Annotated in this window: 4 protein-coding genes and 1 pseudogene; 2 read left to right on the top strand and 3 right to left on the bottom strand. The window is 53.1% G+C overall.

Annotation, left to right across the window (positions count from 1 at the left end):
* Positions 1-114: 114 nt before the first annotated feature.
* Positions 115-1,509, bottom strand: a pseudogene (locus tag OH144_RS21605) (IPT/TIG domain-containing protein); the annotation flags it as partial.
* Between the two features lie 905 nt (positions 1,510-2,414).
* Between OH144_RS21605 and OH144_RS01030 the strand changes: the two are divergent.
* Positions 2,415-5,003: a M14 metallopeptidase family protein gene (locus OH144_RS01030; protein WP_266204432.1), complete on the top strand. Its 2,589-nt coding sequence runs from the start codon at positions 2,415-2,417 to the stop codon at positions 5,001-5,003.
* 285 nt (positions 5,004-5,288) lie between these two features.
* Positions 5,289-6,473 carry an IS4 family transposase gene (locus tag OH144_RS01025; protein ID WP_266203304.1) on the top strand — a complete coding sequence of 395 codons (1,185 nt, stop codon included), beginning with the start codon at positions 5,289-5,291 and terminating at the stop codon, positions 6,471-6,473.
* 848 nt (positions 6,474-7,321) lie between these two features.
* On the opposite strand, the gene OH144_RS01020 is transcribed toward OH144_RS01025, so the two are convergent.
* Together OH144_RS01020 and OH144_RS01015 are read right to left on the bottom strand one after the other, a co-directional pair.
* Positions 7,322-8,266 carry a PorP/SprF family type IX secretion system membrane protein gene (locus OH144_RS01020; RefSeq protein ID WP_266204431.1) on the bottom strand — a complete coding sequence of 315 codons (945 nt, stop codon included), beginning with the start codon at positions 8,264-8,266 and terminating at the stop codon, positions 7,322-7,324.
* 27 nt (positions 8,267-8,293) lie between these two features.
* The gene (locus tag OH144_RS01015) at positions 8,294-18,397 is read right to left on the bottom strand and encodes a T9SS type B sorting domain-containing protein (protein ID WP_266204430.1); all 10,104 of its coding nucleotides are present in this window, start codon (positions 18,395-18,397) and stop codon (positions 8,294-8,296) included.
* Positions 18,398-18,946: the final 549 nt, after the last annotated feature.

Raw genomic sequence — 18,946 nt, 5'->3', positions numbered from 1 at the left:
TGTGGCTGATTCACCTGTACAGAAAAATATTCCTTCTGCTGGACCTGCGCTTATACCTGTAGGGTATGGTGTCACGGCAACATCTATATCAGAAACTGGGCCTGCAACTCCACAGGCATTTAAGGCCTGCACAGAGATGTTCACCGTAGGGGTTGAATTGCCAACAAACCTAACTTCAATGGTATTGGTTGTTCCACCAGAAACTATGGTCGCACCAGGGCCAACCTGCCAGTTAAAGGTCGCGCCCGCTATATTCTCAACAGAATAAATTACTTCCTGTGCACCTTCACAAACCTCCGTATCGCCTGCTATTTCCCCTGCCTGATAAATTGGATGGATTACGAAATCTACCTCATTTGAGGAGCCGCCGGCTGGTGTTGGGTTAAAAACAGTTAACTTGAGCGTCTGTGCGGTATTGATATCTTCAGGGAGTAAAGTAGCCGAAATAGATGTGGAACTCACAAAAGTCGTAACTCTACTAGCCCCATTTATTCTAACCACAGAGCCTCGCACGAAACCTGTTCCTGTAACATCTACCGTATTTTGCCCATCACCTACCGTTATACATGGCAGTGCACTTGAAACGGTTGGGGTGAGATTATTTACTGTGAAGGTGTTACTTGTAGCCTGCGCACTAGAGTTTCCAGAGTAAGTAGCAAGCAACTGAAAATCCCCCCCCTCATCTATTCTGATGTTGTTAAAAACAGCTACTCCATTTACAAGAGAAGCTGTGGCACCAGAGGAAGGATCTATTAGCGCTGAGGTAGGAGTACCTCTAAGTGCCAGACCAATGGAGCCAGTATTGATGCTTGTGACAGTGTTGCCAAACTGATCTACTACAGCTGCACTAGGCGCTGGCGATATGGCTGCACCAACGTCAGCTGTAGAGGGCTCTTGTCTGAAGGCTAAACCCCTAATGGCACCTGGTCTTTGAGACAGGGCCTTGCTTAAAGTAGTGGGTAAGCCACTAACTGCCGCACCATTAGCCACTCCGATGGAGATGCTTCCTGTACCAGGTATGTTGCTACCATTTAAGGCCTGTACAGCTATACCAGTTATTGAAATTTGTTCAAACCTATCTGTTGTATGATTTGTAATTGGTATAGTAATCTGTAAGCCATTTTCAGCAACAGTAGCTGGCCCAGCAGCAATTCTTACATTTCCTCTGTTTTCACCAGGAGCCGCGCCAGCACTTACTAGTACCTGAGATACTTGAAATCTCCATCCTGACGGAGGAGTAATGATTATATTTCCCGTGGATGAGATATCATCGGCCAGTTGCTCTGTGATAGTGATAGTTCCCACCGATGTATAACCAGGCGTAGACTGCGTTGCATCAGCCGCCAAGTCAGCCGAAATAGGGAAAGTTCCTCCGCCAGTTACAGACACACCTACAGCGGCATAAACATAAACAGCAGCAGCCAATATCGCGACTACTGCCAAGGATGAGATGAGCACACGCCGGGCCTGAGATGCCTGCGCAATCAAGTGAGTAAAACGTTGTTTCATAAATTTAGGGGATAATGCGTGGGTTTAAGGCTGTGTCGCTTTGGCCTTGGTTGATTAAATGGTCAGGTGGATCGAAAGCTCGGATACTTTACAGTAGGGCAAAACATGGCTGGGCAATAGGTTTAACAGCTATTTTTAATAGCTAAAACCCTATTGCAGGTGGGTTAAATCACATTAACCGATGTCGTAAGGCTGAAGGAGCGCGTAAAAAGAATGTTCCTAAGGGCTACTTCACGTCAGCTGGAGCCTCAAGGAGCCCCGCGCTTGTAGTGAAAGGCAGAGTCAGCAGTCATACATGTCCTATTTCTATAGTTTATTTTACTATTTAAAGAACTTATACCTTACCTTCTATATTTTGTTGCAGCTAAAACCTACTATTTATTACATAAATTATATATAAAGTATTAAAATTGCACATATTTATAAGGCTACAATCTCCTGAAGTTTAATTGCATAGGGTGTTTTGCACACCACAGCCTTGTAGTTGAATAAATGGCCACCTGAAAATTGCATTGGAATTTCATCCAGTTTCATTTATATTTTTCAACCCAGGGAGCACGGAATATGATCTTATACTGAACTATACCGGAGGCATGCTGTAGCTTTTGCGCTCTGGCAGCGGCAACTTTTAGAAGTATAACTACTCCGTAGAAGGGTGAAAGAAAGTATGGAAAGGGCAAACAGGAAAGACCGGAATCACACTTATTATTGGTAGTCAATACTTTAACAAGCGAAATATAACTACAACAGAACCTACAGCACCACAAAGGCCTTGTACTATTTAGCGTGTCGCTAAACCTAAAGCTGCTGCACCAATTCAGGGCTTTTTATACTTGCAAAAAGCTCCGTAAAACAGGAAATTGCAGGTATAACCAAACATCTAACCTTATACTTCACCCTTACTCATGAAAAACCTACGCGTACTTGCTGTGGCAGCCATGCTGGGGCTTGGCCCGGTGGCAGTGGCACAGCAGGCTGAAACTCCACTCTCCTACTACCTGCCTGCTGCGGCCTCGTACAACAGCAGTATTCCCACACCTAAAGACATCCTGGGCTATAATGTGGGCGAGTGGCATGCCAGCCACGACCAGCTGGTGATGTTCATGCGCCAGATGGCCAGCCTCTCGGACCGCATCAGCATCACAGAGTATGGCCGCACCCACGAGAATCGGCCACTGTACCTGCTTACCATCACCTCGCCCAAGAACCACCAGAACCTTGAGAAAATAAAGGAGCAGCACCGCCAGCTGACAGACCCGGAAAAGTCCGGCAGCTTGAACATAAAGGACATGCCAGCGGTGGTATGGATGGGCTATAGCGTGCACGGCAACGAACCGAGTGGCAGCAATGCCTCGCTGCTGGCCGTGTACCACCTGGCCGCCGCACAGGGACCAGAGATCGAGAAGCTATTGGACGAGACCATTATCCTCATCGACCCTTCCATTAACCCGGACGGCATGAACCGCTTTGCCAGCTGGGTAAACTCGCACCGCAGCAAAAACCTGGTAACCGACCCCAACAGCGCCGAGTTTAGTGAGGCCTGGCCCCGTGGCCGTACCAACCACTACTGGTTCGACCTGAACCGCGACTGGTTGCCGCTGCAGCACCCGGAGTCCAGGGGCAGGCTGGCCAAGTTCCACGAGTGGAAGCCGAACGTGCTGACCGACCACCACGAAATGGGCACCAACTCTACGTTCTTCTTTCAACCCGGCATTCCAAGCCGTAACAACCCGCTCACCCCGGAGAGCAACTATAAGCTCACGCAGAAAATAGGCACCTACCACGCCAAGGCTTTAGATAAGATCGGCTCTTTTTATTATACCGAGGAAAGCTTCGACGACTTCTACTTCGGCAAGGGCTCTACGTACCCGGATATCCACGGAGCAGTGGGTATACTTTTCGAACAGGCCAGCTCCCGCGGACACGCCCAGGAGAGCGTAAACGGTGTACTGACCTTCCCTTTCACTATCCGCAACCAGTTTACCACCACCCTCTCCACCTTAGAGGCAGCGCAGGCCATGCGCGAGGAGCTGCTGGTACACCAGCGCGATTTCTACAAAGACGCCCTGAGCGATGCGAAGAAAGCCAGCACGAAGGCCTATGTTTTTGGCTCGGAGATGGACAAGGCCCGCGCCTATCACCTGGCCGAGATCATCCGACAGCACCAGATTGCCGTGTACCGTCCGAAGGAAAGCTTTAAGATCAATGATGTAGAATACACGCCGGAGAACGCTTACATTGTGCCCACGGAGCAGCCGCAGTATAAGCTCATCGAGGCGATGTTCGAGAAACGAACGACGTTTAAGGACAGCCTGTTCTACGACATCTCTGCCTGGACCTTCCCGCTCGCTTTCGACCTGGAACACGCGGCCCTCTCTTCCCGCAACTTTAAGAAGAGCCAGCTGGGCCAGAAGGTAGAAGAGCTACGTTTACCGACAGGCGAAGTGATAGGCGGCAAAAGCGACTACGCCTATGCCTTTGAGTGGCACGGCTACTACGCTCCCCGCGCGCTGAACCAGCTCATGGACCGCGGCATCAGCGCCCGCGTGGCCACTGATAAATTTACCGCCACTGACGGTAAGCAGTTCGACTATGGCACCATCCTGATACCTGTAGCGGGACAAAATATAAATGCCGATCAACTGCACCAGGTACTACAGGAGTTAGCCCAGCAAAACGCCCTACAGGTATACGCCATGAACACCGGCTTCACGCCGCAAGGTATAAAACTGGGCAGCCCGATGGTGCGCAGCCTGGAGCAACCCAAGATCATGATGCTGATTGGCGACGGGGTGAACAGCTACGACGCCGGTGAGGCCTGGCACCTGATGGACGACCGCTTCGGGATGCGCCCTGCACTTGTAAAAACCAATGACTTTAACCGGACTGACCTGAACAAGTATAACGTGCTGGTGATGGCAGAAGGCTCCTACAACAACATCTCCAAGGATAAACTGCGTGCCTGGGTGCAGCAGGGAGGCACAGTGGTAGGTATGGGCGGCGCAGCCAAGTGGCTCGCCGACAACGGCATCGGTAACATTACCTTCAAGAAAGCAGAACCCGATACCATTGCCCAAAGAGCCTATGCTGACCTGGAAAATGCGGAAGGCGCACACGTCATCGGAGGGGCTATTTTTGAGACGAAGCTAGACCTGACGCACCCGCTGGCCTACGGCTATACCGATGCGAGGCTGCCGATCTTCCGCAGCAATACCCTGTTTATGGAACGCTCCAAGAGCCCTTACGCTAACCCGGTGATGTACACCTCGGAGCCGCTGATGGCAGGCTACATCTCCAAGCCAAACCTGCAGCGGATAAAAAATACTGCTGCTGTGGATGTGTCAACCGTGGGTGCCGGCAAGGTGATCGCGATGCCGGATAACCCGAACTTCCGGGCCTTCTGGTATGGTACCAACAAGCTGTTCCTCAACAGCATCTTCTTTGGCCAGATCATCAGCGGCAGCTCCGCCCGCGCCGAGGAAGCGGCACACTAAGGAAGTTTAGCAACCGCAAAAATGCCCCTCTCCTTGTTTTAGGAGAGAGGCATTTTTTGTTTTGGGGTAATGGGCCCAACCACCCCTACCCCTCCTTGTCCAAGGAGGGGAGCCTGTCATACTTCTGTTAAAGTATGAACTCCGTTTCTGTTGGTATTGCGCGGACAGGTCGCGACCTGTCCCTACAAAGTATGGAACCCACCCATTCCTGCTCTTTCGGATTTGCAATTAGGAGTGTTCGGAAGAGTTATGGAATCGTAAAAGAAAGGATAATGCATAAAAGTTATGGCCGCTATTATATCCTCTACCAAAGTAAGTGTGGAATCCTTACTGCAGTATATTCCCGAGGAGAGCTTTTCTGCTCTTGCCCATCAGACGAGAGTTGATTACAAGGTGCATAAGTTGTATGGGCGCAGCATGTTTTACCTGCTGCTCTACGGTCTGATAAGTGATGAGAGAATAGGGCAGCGGAGCCTAGCAGATTATTTCAACACAGCCAAGTTCCGGGCGTTTGCCAAGCTCGATGCCTCTTCCCAGATCAGCCACAGCTCCCTCTCCGACAGGCTGGCCACCATGCCAGTGAGCTTTTTTGAGCAGGCCTATCAGCAGGTCTATCACCTCTTCTCGCGCCACTACGGGGAGCAGCAGGCAGCAGGCCACTCCATTACCCGGGTTGACTCGACCATGGTTTGCGAGCAGGCCAACAAATTGGAGGCCGGTATGCGTGTGGGGCGCAAGAAGGACGGCAAAAAACAGATCAAGTACACGCTGGCCCTGCAGGACCTGTTTCCCTCCTCCGTGGAGCTGTTTTCCAAACAATCCGAGTTGAGCGAGGACAAGACCATTGCCAGGCTTATCCTGGGCCAGGTAGCAGCCGAGGACAACGTGGTTGTCTTCGACAGGGGCGTGCAGCAGCGCAGGAGCTTTTGCCGGATAGATGCAAAGCAGCTTTGGTTTATCACCCGGCTCAAGAAGAATGCCCGCTGCCAAACCGGCACTTGTTTCTCGACGGCGGCTGGAGAGCGGGTAGGCAACGTGCGCATCCTCAGCGATGAGTTGTGTTGGCTCTACTCCCATGGCAAGCAGGTCGAGGTGCCTTTTCGCCTCATCAAAGCTGTGACCGACAAAGGCAAAGTGATTCCCTTGCTCACCAACCGCTTTGACGTATCGGCTAAGGCCATTGCCAGGCTCTACCGCAGGCGCTGGGACATAGAGGTCTTCTTCCGCTTTCTCAAGCAGGAGCTCAACCTCTCCCATCTGCTCACGGTCAGCCTCAACGGTATCAAAATCATCCTTTACATGACGCTGATACTGGCCATGATGCTGTTGGTCTACAGGAAAGTAAATGAGCTGGGATACAAAACCGCCAAAAGAAGATTTGCCATGGAGCTTGATGAACGTATCACGGCCTTGCTTATCGTCATAGCAGGAGGAAAACCAGAGATTGTCTTTGCCAATATGAAAACGTAAACAACTTCCGAACACTCCTAATTTGCAATCCGAAGGCAGCTTAGCCGCGGATTTGTAATCCGCCATAGCAAAGGCAGTAGCTACGGACAGAAAAGCGGATTGCAAATCCGCAGGTAACAGCGTTCCGGATTACAAATCCGGAACAGCAGGACTACAAAGTATGAAACCCACCCCTAGCCCCTCCGAGGAGGGGAATTTCACCCCACCCCAGCCCTCCCCTAAGAACAGGAGAGGGAGCTATACTTACTCCTTTCCCTGTCATCTCGAGTACTCTTGAGGCGGGAGCCGAGGAGAGCCAGCGTAGCTGTGAGAGATCTATCCGGAATTCCATATAGATCTCTCACTACGTTCGAGATGACAAGTAGCGGTGGCTATCGATTCTGATCCCAGTCCTTGGGTTGAGCGCCTTGTAGATTTCCGGTGCCGCCTTGGCGGCATTGCGACCGAAGGGTAGCAAAGGAAATGTACACCGCGCGATGCCAAAGGACGAGCCCTCTCGGGCTGGAGAGCATCAAAGCCAGAGATGAAAAGAGCAGGTTATTAAGCCGTGGATCAGCAGCAGCTAGCAAGGATAGCTTGTGTCATACTGCGGGAAGCAGCGGCTATGGAAGTATAGCCAAAGCACGTATGATCTATATAAAGACACGGGCTGCAAGCCCGCGCCAGCGGAAGTATGGGCAAAGTATAGCTAAAGTGTAAAGTATAAAAAGGCACAAGCGGACGCTTGCACAAGGGAGGCTATAGGAGCAGCAAGTATAAATCAACAAGTATAAAGTATAGCCAAAGTATAAACAGGAATGGCCGGAGCAAATACCCCGGCCATTCCTGTTTATACTTTCAAGCTCCTGTTACGGCATCCTGAACCCAAGCACAATCTCATGCGAGCCGGCGCTGTGGTGGCGCATGGGCGATACGGTGATGTCATAGGTATAGCTGAGGCGGTATTGCTCCTTAAACTGCACCCCGATCAGACCCACCACGGCATCCTGCGTTCTGTAGGAAATACCGGCCCACACCATGTCATCGTATACGGTTTTGCGGCGCTTGGTAAAGTGGTACTCGCCGCGCACGTTGATGTCGGCCTGAATCGGGGCCGGGCTCACGTACTTGAGCAGCACCGAGGGCGTTACAGTGATCTCACGGTTCACATCAAAGTGATACCCGCCCGAGACGAACAGGTGGCGCGAGAGGCGGGCCGGGTCCTCGATCTCCTTGTTCTTATTGATCTTGTTGCCCAGCGCCTGAAACAATGAGGCTCCCACAAAAAACTCCTCCGAATGCAGGTAAGTGCCCACACTCAGGTCGGGCATAAAGGCATTTATACTTCCCTGCTGCGTTACCGGGTCGCGCTCATTTGAGCCATCCGCCAGGTGGATCTTGTTCTCATCAAACTTATACTGCTGCACTCCTGCAAATACGCCCGACGAGAGGTAGATGCTCTTGTTAATGGGCACGTGGTAGGCGTAAGAGAGCAGCAAACCCGTCTGTGAGATCGGCCCCGTCTGGTCTTTGTAGATGTAGCCGCCAGCACCGTGGTAAGGTTTGGCCCTACGGCCAATGCTGCGCTTAAACAGGGCTGTCTCGGCGCTCAGGTAAAAGGTCTGGGGTGCTCCGTCAAAACCTGTCCATTGGTTGCGGTAGCCGGCTTTTATGTTCCAGTCCTTCTCCACCCCGGCCACGGCCGGGTTCAGGAGAAAGTAATTGGTCATGTACTGGCTGTACAGCGCCTTCTGCTGCGCCACAGCTACCGAACCAACGAGCAGAAAGCAAAATATGAGAAGGTAATTTTTCATAACACGTCTTGTTTGGTAAATGGGCAATTAGCGCATAATGGTCACTGATGTTTTGATTGGGGCCGTTCCGTCGCCGAACTCGATGATGCAGTAGTAAGTACCATCCGGCAGGCGCTTGCCCTTGTAGGTGCCATCCCAAGGGCGCTTATACCCTTTCGACGAGAACACCTCGCTACCCCAGCGGTTGTACACCGTCACCTGGTTGTCCGGATACAGATTCGGCAGGTTCTTGAGCACCCAGGTATCGTTCAGTCCATCGCCGTTTGGCGTAAAGCCGTTCGGGATGTCGATGTCGCCGAGGCCCTCGATCACAAAGGTTTCGGTCTGTAAGCAGCCTCTGCTGTCTTTCACGGTCACAGTGTACTCACGGGCGCTCAGGTTGGTGAATACAGAGTCGGAAGAGAAGCTGCCGCCATCCAGCGAGTACGTGTAAGGCCCCACCCCGCCGGTAATCTTCGTTACGGCCGCACTGCCTGTTTTCTCGAAACCTACCGCTTTGGTGAGTGCGGTAACCTCTACCATCATCTCTTCTGCCTCCTTCACCTCCACAGTGCCCACGTTAATAATGCACGCTTCGGAGAATTTGGTCATGAGTTGGTAGGTGCCTTTGGCCAGGCTCTTGAACACCGGACTCTTCTGGAAGGTCTTGCCGCCGTCGATACTGTATTGGGTCTGCGCATCGGCGCCTGTTGCAGCTAAAGCGATCTCGCCGGTGTTGCCGCCGGAGCAGGCCAGGTGATGCACATAATCCAGCTTGCTGCTCACGCCCTCGGCTACCTGTACTTCTATACTATAAGTACAGCCCGCCGCGTCTTTCACCGTTAAAGTATAGGTGCCTGGCGCTACATCAGCCAGTGTGGCAGAAGCTGTGAAGTTGGTACCATCTAACGAATAAGTATAAGGAGCCGTACCGCCGATTACTTCGCTGATCGTTACCTGGCCAGTTGGTTGGTCGCAGGTTGGGGCTGCTACGGTCGCTTTCAGGTCCGTGATAGGAGGCGTGTTGCTGATGGTCACAGCCTCGAAGTTCATGCAGCCGGCAGCATCTTTCACCGCTACCTGGTATACTCCTCCGGCCAGGCCGGTAAACTCCGGTGCGTTCTGGAAGGTGGTACCGTCTATGCTGTAGGTATAAGGGTTCACGCCTCCGCTCACATTGCTGATGATGACGCGGCCATTGGCAGCGCCACAGCTGGCATTGGTGCCTGTTGCCGTGAAGGTGGCGGCTCCGCTGTTGCTTACCTGCTGGGTTACCTCCAGCACACATCCCTCAGCATCCTTGATGGTGATGGTATACACACCCGCCGCCAAGTTGCCAAAAGTAGCCGAAGTCTGGAAGCTTTTGCCGTCTATACTATAAGCCAGCGGTTTGGTCCCCTCCTTCACAGCAGTAACCGTGATCGAGCCGTTCTGCTCTCCGCAGGTAGCATCTTTGGCAGCCAGGGAAGCCTCTTTCGGACCTTTCAGGCCTACCGTTACTATCACCGTGGCGCTGCAGCCGTTAGCATCCTTCACAAATACATCGTACTCTCCTGCCGCCAGCGCACCAAAGGTCGCCGTAGCCTGGTAAGCTTTACCGTCGAGGGAGTACGTATAAGGCGCTTTGCCACCGGTTACGCCGCTCACGGTAATAGTACCGTTGTTGGCTGTGCAGGCAGTGGGTGTAGTAGCGGCCACGATCTCAGAAGGACCAGCAATATCCGTTACTACCACTTTCTTCTCCAGGATACAGCCGTTGGCGTCTTTCACCCGGATGGTATGCTCGCCGGCCGCTACGTCTGCAAAGGTAGCCGCAGCCTGGAAGTTGCCTTCGTTCAGGGCGTAGGTATAAGGAGCCGTGCCACCCGTTACGTTGCTTGCCGTGATAGAACCGTTGGCAGCGCCGCAGGTAGTAGCCACAGTAGCCAGGTCATAGTTGGCAGGTCCGGCAATGTTCTCGATAACTATTTGCTTGGAGAAGGTACAGCCGTTGGCATCTTTTACCGTGATGGTATGCGTGCCGGCAACTAGTCCCGTCAGCGTAGGCTCCGGCTGGAAGCTCGTGCCATCCTTGCTGTAGGTATAAGGAGCCTTGCCACCGACCACGGCACTTACCGTAGCCTGGCCATTAGCGCCGCCGCAGGTAGCGGCTTTGCCTGTCACCGTAAATCCTTCCGGACCTGACTGGTTCGTGATCGTTACTGCTTTTACTACGATACAGCCGTTGGCGTCTTTTACCGTCACCTGGTACTCGCCGGCGGCAAGTCCTGTGATGGTGGCAGAAGCCTGGAAGTTCACGCCATCCACACTATAGGTATAAGGCGCTGTTCCGCCGGTTACCTCCGAGATGCTGATCTGGCCGTTGCTGTTGCCACAGGTGGTGGTGGTAGCGGAGGCCGTCAGGTCTGAAGGACCCTCCATGTTGCTTACTTCCACCTCCTGGGTATAGGTACAGCCGTTGGCGTCTTTTACCGTAATGGTGTGGGAGCCGGCCAGAAGCGAGGTGAAGACCGCTGAGTTCTGGAAACTGCCGCCGTTTATACTATAGGTGTAAGGCACCGCGCCCCCCTCCACAGACACAACCGAGATGCGGCCGTTTTCGGCACCGCAGGTAGAAGCGGCAGTGGAGCTGGCAAAGCTTGCCGGGCCATCCTTACTCACCTTCACTTTGTCGGAGAACTCGCAGCCGTTGGCATCTTTTACCGTGATGGTATACTCTCCGGAAGCAAGGCCTGTAAAGCTGGCCGCACTTTGGAAGTTCTTCCCGTCGATAGCGTAAGTATAGGCTGAGGTACCGCCGGTTACGCGGGTTACCGTAATGCTGCCGTCATTGTCGGCACAGCTGGCCGCTTTGGTAGCTGCCGTTATAGCGCTAGGTCCGGCAATGTTCGTTACTTCCACCGCTTTGGTAAACGTACAGCCGTTGGCGTCTTTTACCGTGATGGTGTGGGAACCGGCAGCCAAGCCCACAAAAGTGGCCGAAGCCTGGAAGTTTGCGCCATCTATACTATAAGCATAGGAGCCGGCACCGCCGCTCACGTTGCTTATGTTTAACTCGCCGTTGCTGGCACCACAGGTAGTTGCTTTGGCTGTAGCTACAAAGTCGGTAGGCCCGCCGATGTTGTCTACTCTTATACTTGCAGAGAACCTACAGCCCTTGGCGTCCTCCACCGTGATCGTATACTCGCCGGCCAGCACTCCTTCAAAAGTAAGCTCGTTCCGGAAGCTCGCCCCATCCATACTATACTTGTATGGAGCCGTGCCGCCCGTAACCTTGCCTACCGTAATGCTGCCATTGCGATCGCCGCACGTAGCGGCGGTGCTTGCCAACTCCAACCCGGACGGGCCCGCCACATCCTCTACTACTACTTTCATCTCCACCACACAACCATTCTGATCTTTCACGATGATGGTATGCTCTCCGGCCAACAGTCCTGCCAGGGTGGCAGCTTCCTGGAAGTTCTCTCCGTCTGCACTGTAGGTATAAGGCGCGGTTCCGCCGGTTACGGCATCCACGGTTACACTTCCGTTTGCCCGGCCGCAGCTCGAGGCTGAAGTTGAGGCAGTAAAAGCAGATGGACCCGGGATGTTCTCCAGCGTAATGGCCTGGGTAAAGGTACAGCCGTTGGCATCCTTCACCGTTAGCTCATACGCTCCGGCAGGCAGCGAGCCGAAGCTGGTGCTGCCCTGGAAGGCTGAGTTGTTAAGGCTGAAGGTATAAGGAGCCGTGCCGCCCGTCACACCGTTCACGGTGATAGAAGCGTTCGGGCTGCCGCAGGTAGAGGCCTTTCCGGTTAAAGCGAGAGCCGATGGTCCGGCGATGTCTTCCACCTTTACCTCTTTGCTGAAGGTACAGCCATTGTCATCCCGTACGGTGATGTTGTAAGTGCCCGCTGCCAGGTTGCCAAATGTAGTCGAGGCCTGGAAGCTGCCGCCGTTCAGGCTATACTTATAAGGAGCCGTGCCGCCGGTTACAGCGCCTACCGTAATACTGGCATTGCTATCGCTGCAGGTAGAGGCTACGGTGGTGCTGGCAAAATCAGTTGGTACGTTCTGGTTCACTTTTATACTTGTGGTAAAAGTACAGCCATTCTTGTCTTTCACTGTTACCGTGTAATCTCCCGAAGCCAGGCCGCTGAAGGTAGTTGACGTCTGGAAGTTTCTACCATCGATGGAATAAGTGTACTCGGACGTTCCGCCCGTTACCGCTCCCACCATGATGCTGCCGTCGTTGTTCTGGCAGCTGGCCGGAAGCGCAGTAGCGGCAACCGCCGTAGGGCCGGCAATATCTCCTACCGTAAAGGTTTTGGCGAAGGTACAGCCATTCTTATCCTTCACGGTGATCGTGTGCTCTCCGGCCAGCAGGTTCTCAAACACCAGCCCTTCCTGGAAATTCACGCCATCTATACTATATGCATAAGGTCCCACACCGCCCGTCACTTCTGTCACCGCCAGTTTACCGTTGGCCGCGCCACAGGTAGAGGAAGTGGCGCTCGCCAGGAAGCCCGTTGGCCCACCGGTGTTCTCCACTACAATCTTCTTGGACAGCGTACAGCCGTTAGCGTCTTTCACCGTTACGGTATACTCGCCGGCTGCTACTCCGGCAAAGACCGCTCCCTGCTGGAAGGTATTGCCGTCGATGGAGAAGGTATAGGAAGCCGTGCCGCCCGTTACGCCGCTCACCTCAATTTTACCGTTGCTCTCACCGCAGGTAGAAGCAGTGGAAGTCAGCAGCAGCTCGCTTGGGCCAGGGATGTCGTTCAGTTCAATCGCTTTGCTGATGGTACAGCCATTCGCGTCTTTCACCGTTACGGTATACTCGCCGGCTGCAAGGTTAGCGAAAGTAGCAGCAGACTGGAAGTTCTTCCCGTCTATACTATAGGTATAAGTTGATGTTCCGCCTGCCACATCGCTTACGGTAATGGTCGCGTTGCTCGCACCACAAGTAGAGGAGGTAGCGGTCAGCATAAAGTCGCTTGGTCCGGCAATGTCTTCCACTACTACCTGGCTGGTGCCAAAGCAACCCTTGGCATCTTTCGCAGTAACGGTGTAGGTACCGGCCAGCAGGCCTTCAAAAGTAGTTGCTGATTGGAAGTTCACGCCATCTATACTATAGGTATAAGGCGCCACGCCCCCTGTGGTGTTGCTGATTTTTATACTTCCGTTCGCAGCGCCGCAGGTTGTTGCGGCGACCGTTGTACCGAAAGCTGGTCCATTGAGGTTACTCACGCCCACCGAGTCTGTAAACACACAGCCGTTGGCATCCTGCACTGTGATCTCGTAAGAACCGGCCAAAAGTCCTGTGAAGGTAGCTGCTGTCTGGAACGGCGCCCCGTTTATACTATACTTGTATGGAGCCGTGCCGCCAGTTACCGTTCCTATCGTCAGTTGCCCGTCCGGGCGGCCGCAGGTGGCTGCTACCGAAGAGTTGGCAAAGGCGGTGGGTACGTTTAGGTTTACTTTTACAGAAGTAGTGATGATACAGCCGTTGGCGTCTTTCGCCGTAACCGTGTATGTTCCGGAGGCCAGCCCGGTAAAGTTGGCTGAGCTCTGGAAAGTAGTGCCGTTGATGGAGTAAGTATAATCCGTTGTGCCGCCTGTTACCTTGCTCACCGTGATGCTGCCATCGTTATCCTGGCAACTGGCTGGCTGCGAGGTAGCCGCCACGGCAGAAGGTCCGGCAATGTCTGACACCGTAAAGGCTTTGGCCACTGTACAGCCGTTGGCATCTTTGGCGTAGATCGTGTGCGTGCCGGCTACAAAACCGGTAAGTGTGGCAGATGCCTGGAAGTTTACGCCATCCTTGCTGTAGGTATAAGCACCTGTACCGCCCGTTACACCCGTTACTCTAATTTCGCCATTGTTGCTGCCACAGGTGGAGGAAGTGGTAGTTGCTGTGATACCGGTTGGTCCGGCCACGTTGCCTACCACGATCTCTTTGGTGAAAATACAGCCGTTCACGTCTTTCACCGTTACGGTATACTCCCCTGCCAGCACTGCCCCGAATGTCTGGGAGCCCTGGAAGTTGGTGCCATCGATACTATAAGTATAAGGTGCCGTACCTCCGGTTACGCCGCTGATGCTGATCACCCCATTAGGGTCGCCGCAGGTAGAAGCCGTGCTCGACAGGGCCAGGTCGCTTGGGCCCGGGATGTCTGTCACTTCTATTGTTTGAGGCAGCACGCAATCGTTGGCATCTTTTACGGTGATGGTATACTCCCCTGCTGCCAGCCCTGTGAATGTAGCTGAGGTCTGGAAAGTCGTGCCGTCTTTGCTGTAGGTATAAGGTGCCGTGCCGCCAGTCGGGCTGTTTACGGTTACCGTTCCGTTGCTGGCCCCGCAGGTGGAGGCTTTGGCTGAAAGTGTGAACGATGGACCTTCTATGTTGCTTACCGCCACTGTTTCAGCGTAGGTACAGCCGTTGGCGTCTTTTACGGTAACCGTGTAAGAGCCCTCAGCAAGGGCCGTAAACGTGTCGGAAGTCTGGAAGGTTGAGCCGTCTATACTATAGGTATAAGGCAAAGTTCCTCCCGTTACGCCACTCACGGTAAACTGACCGTTGCTGTTGCCACAAGTAGAGGCCGTGGCAGCAATTGCCAGATCCGAAGGGCCTGCTACATCCGTTACCGTGATCGATTTGGAGAAGGTACAGCCCTTGGCATCCTTCACCGTGATGGTGTGCGTGCCCGCCACAAAGCCTGTCAGTGTAGCAGATGCCTGGAAGTTTGCGCCATCCTTGCTATAGGTATAAGGCGATACGCCACCTGTAACTGCGCCCACGGTGATGGTGCCATTGTTGCTACCACAGGTGGAAGGTTCAGTTGTAGCTGCAAAGTTGGTCGGAGCTGTCTTTCCTACTGATATAGACCTGGTAATGATACAGCCGTTGGCGTCTTTCGCCGTGACCGTATAGGTTCCTGAAGCCAGGCCAGAGAAGGTTTTCGAGCTCTGGAAGCTGGTCCCGTTGATGGAGTAAGTATAAGTGGCCGTGCCACCGGTTACGGTGCCCACGGTAATGCTACCGTCGTTGTTGGCGCAACCGGCAGGCAGCGAGGTAGCCGCCACTGCCGTAGGACCAGCAATGTTGGCAACTGTAAAGGAACCTGACACCACACATCCGTTGGCATCCTTGGCGTAGACCGTATGCGTGCCAGCCACAAAACCGGTGAGCGTAGCGGAGGCCTGGAAGTTCGTGCCATCCTTGCTATACGTATATGGAGCTGTGCCGCCTGTTACGCCTGTTACGGTTAATTCGCCGTTGCTGCCGCCGCAGGTAGACGACTTAGAAGAAGCCGCCAAATTTGTCGGGCCAGCCACATCGGTAACGGTGATTTTCTTAGCGATCACGCACAGGTTACGATCCCTCACCGTGATGGTATACTCCCCTGCAAGCAGGTTCCCGAAGGTAGCCGAGGACTGGAAGTTACTGCCGTCTATACTATAAGTATAAGTTGATGTTCCGCCTGTTACGGCACCTACGGTAATGCTGCCGTTGCTGGCCCCGCAGGTAGAGGACTTAGCTGCCAAGGCGAAATCGCTTGGCCCTGCAATATCCGTTACCGTTACAGACTTCACCAGGAAGCAACCGTTGGCATCCTTCACCGTGATGTTGTACGTGCCTGCCGCTAGACCTGTAAAGGTAGCTGCATCCTGGAAGGTAGCCCCATCCTTGCTATACTTATAAGGAGAGATTCCGCCAGTTACCCCGCCAATGCTGATGCGGCCGTTGCTGGCGCCACAGGTAGAAGACTGGGCCGTAGCTGTAAAGTCTGGGCCTGCAATGTTGGTCAGGGCAACCGCTTCCGAGTAAATACAGCCGTTGCCGTCTTTTACATAAACGGTATAGTTGCCGGCAGCCAGCCCTGTAAAGCTGGATGAAGCACTGAAGGTGGCACCGTCTATACTATAAGTATAAGTACCCGTACCGCCCGTTACACCTGTTACCGTAATTTCAGCGTTACTGTCGCCGCAGGTAGAGGCTTTGGCAGTCGCTGTCAGGTCTGTCGGTCCGGCAATGTTGCCTACCGTTACCGATTTGGTCAGAATACAGCCTCTTGCGTCTTTCACTGTTACCCTGTATATTCCGGCAGCCAGGCCTGTAAGCGTGGCATTGTCCTGAAAACTCACCCCATCCTTGCTATATTGAAAAGGAGCGATACCACCTTGCACATTACTTACGGTTATACTTGCGTTACTGGCCCCGCAGGTAGAAGAGGCCGCAGTTGCCGTGAAGTTTGTGAGTATTCTTTTAGCTACCGAGGCTGAAGTAGTGATGATACAGCCGTTGGCATCCTTTGCCGTTACCGTGTAGGCACCGGAAGCCAGCCCCGTGAAGCTGGTTGAACTCTGGAAAGTAGAGCCGTTGATGGAATAAGTATATGGTGATGTACCGCCGGTTACAGCGCCCACCGTAATGCCGCCGTCGTTGTTGGCGCAGGAGGCCGCCACCGTAGAGGCCGTTACTGCCGTTGGCCCGGCCACGTTGGTGATGGTAACGCTCTTGGAAACCGTACAGCCGTTGGCATCCATCACGTAAAGGGTATAGTTGCCGGCAGCCAGGTTCGAAAGCGTCGTGCCTGTCTGATAGGTCTTGCCGTCTGCGCTATACTTGTACGTAGCTGTGCCACCCTGCACATTGCTGATGGTGACACTACCGTCGCTTCTGCCACAGGTTTCCTGCGTCGCGCTGACCGTAAAGTCAGTCGGCCCATTTACCTGGGTTACGGTGAATGATTTGGTGATGGCGCAGCTCTGCCCGTCTGTAACGGTAACGGTGTAGGTGCCGGCAGCAACGCCCGTGATGGTGGATGTGGTTTGGCCGGTGCTCCACTTGTAAGAAATGGTCCCGTTGCCGCCTGTTACTTTTGCCGTGATCGTACCCAAGGTTCCGTTACAGATAACGGGGGTACCTGTCAGTTCCACATCGATCGGGTAGAACGTGATCAGAACATCATCTTTCATGGCAGTACACGAGCCGTTGCCTGTAGAGGTCAGCGTAAGTTTTACAGAACCTGCCGCAATCTCAGCTGCCGTAGGGGTATAGACCGCGTTTAGCGCTGTGTTGCTTGGGCTGAAAGTACCTCCGCCTCCGCTCCAGACACCTCCTGTGGCCGCTGTTATGGCGCCTGCCAGCTGCACCGGGTTCTGCGAACACGCCAGTTGGTCCGGGCCCGCGTTTGCCGCCAGGTTCGAGGCAACATCTACCGTGGCCGAGAATTCGCGGCAGTTCGGGTAGTTCACGTTCCGGACCTCAAATTTATAAGTACCCACCGTAGTGGCGGTGTAGTTGAGCTGATTACCCACCACGTTGCCGGCAGGATCTGTCCAGATATACTCCCAGTTGCCGTCGCCGCCGGTTACACTGCCCGTAAGCACCACGCCACTGCTTCCGGGACAGATAATGGCAGGATTTGGGCCAACGGTAACAGTTGGCGGCGGGTAGAAGTATACGCGCACCACATCAGAAGCGAACCTGCCCGGGCATTTGGTCGCAACGGTGGTTCCGGTAACCTCATAGTCTACATAAGCCGGCGCATTCGCATCCGGTGTTACTAAGGGCCTGGTATCTCCATTCGGGAAACTCAGGTATTTATTATAAGTGCCGTTATAGGTGATGTCCCTCCACTGGATAGTACCTTCCCCGAAGGACAGTGGCGCTATGAGTGTAGCCGAGCAACCCATTGTAACCGAGACATCCTCCTGTGGTGTGAAGGATGCAAGAGACCTGATCTCAAACACTCCACCCGCTTTGCCTGGCATACATAGTGTTAAAGTGATTGGCTTGGAAACATCCACGCAAATAGGCTGCCCCACCGGCATCTGCGGGCCACAATCAATTTGGTACCCCATGGAGCCGGAAGGAACAGGTCCTTTGATGATGTCGAACTCCATTTGTTCAGCATTCGGATCCAGGATAATGGTAAACTGAACGCAGTTCTCATTTTTATCCGTAATACCGCACAACTGCCCGTTTCTAATTATTTCATCAGATCTCCAGACACCATTTGGCTTCCCCCTCAGGTCTACTGTAAAGGTCGGCACTTCATCATTCTTCCCCTGCCCAAACGCACCAAGGGATGTTGCAAGCTGCAACACCCCGAACAGGCAAATGGCAAACAAGAGGGAAAGTTTTTGGGTAGAGGTTGTTATCATAAGCTCCTGTTTAAAACTATATCAATTTTATGCGGTGATTATCCTGTAATTTCCTTGTGTAATAAGCTGTTGCCGTATCTGGCAATAGGCAGCTGTAGTCCTGTGCTATTTTTTTGCGCCTGCAAATCGACATGTTATAGGTATAATCTTACTTATAATTATAAATAGTCCCGCTGGGTGAAAACTCTCCACTTATACACACCACCTTCCTCCCGGCTACAATTGTCCAATCCGGTTCTAAGCCACCTTCCTAAGCCTACTAAAGGCACTGTTGCACTTTAACAACCCTTCCCACACCCGGAGAAGCAGGCTACTCTAGACTCACATAGTGAGAAGATGCACAGAAACGGTGCAACTTGCACCCCAACATTGTGCAACCGCTCCGGCTCCAAAACCCGCAAGATATGAAGCCTAAACATTTCTAATCGAATTATACAACAAATAAAGGTATTACACGTATGGCAAGCAACACAATAACTATATATATAAAAATCAAAAACAGGTACTAAACGTAACTATGATTATACTTACAAATAATTAAAGTATAAC

Origin of the sequence: Pontibacter kalidii (genome assembly GCF_026278245.1) — a bacterium.
Taxonomy (GTDB): domain Bacteria; phylum Bacteroidota; class Bacteroidia; order Cytophagales; family Hymenobacteraceae; genus Pontibacter; species Pontibacter kalidii.
Note: the sequence above shows the minus strand (reverse complement) of the source record. Positions and strands in the feature narration are given on the sequence as shown.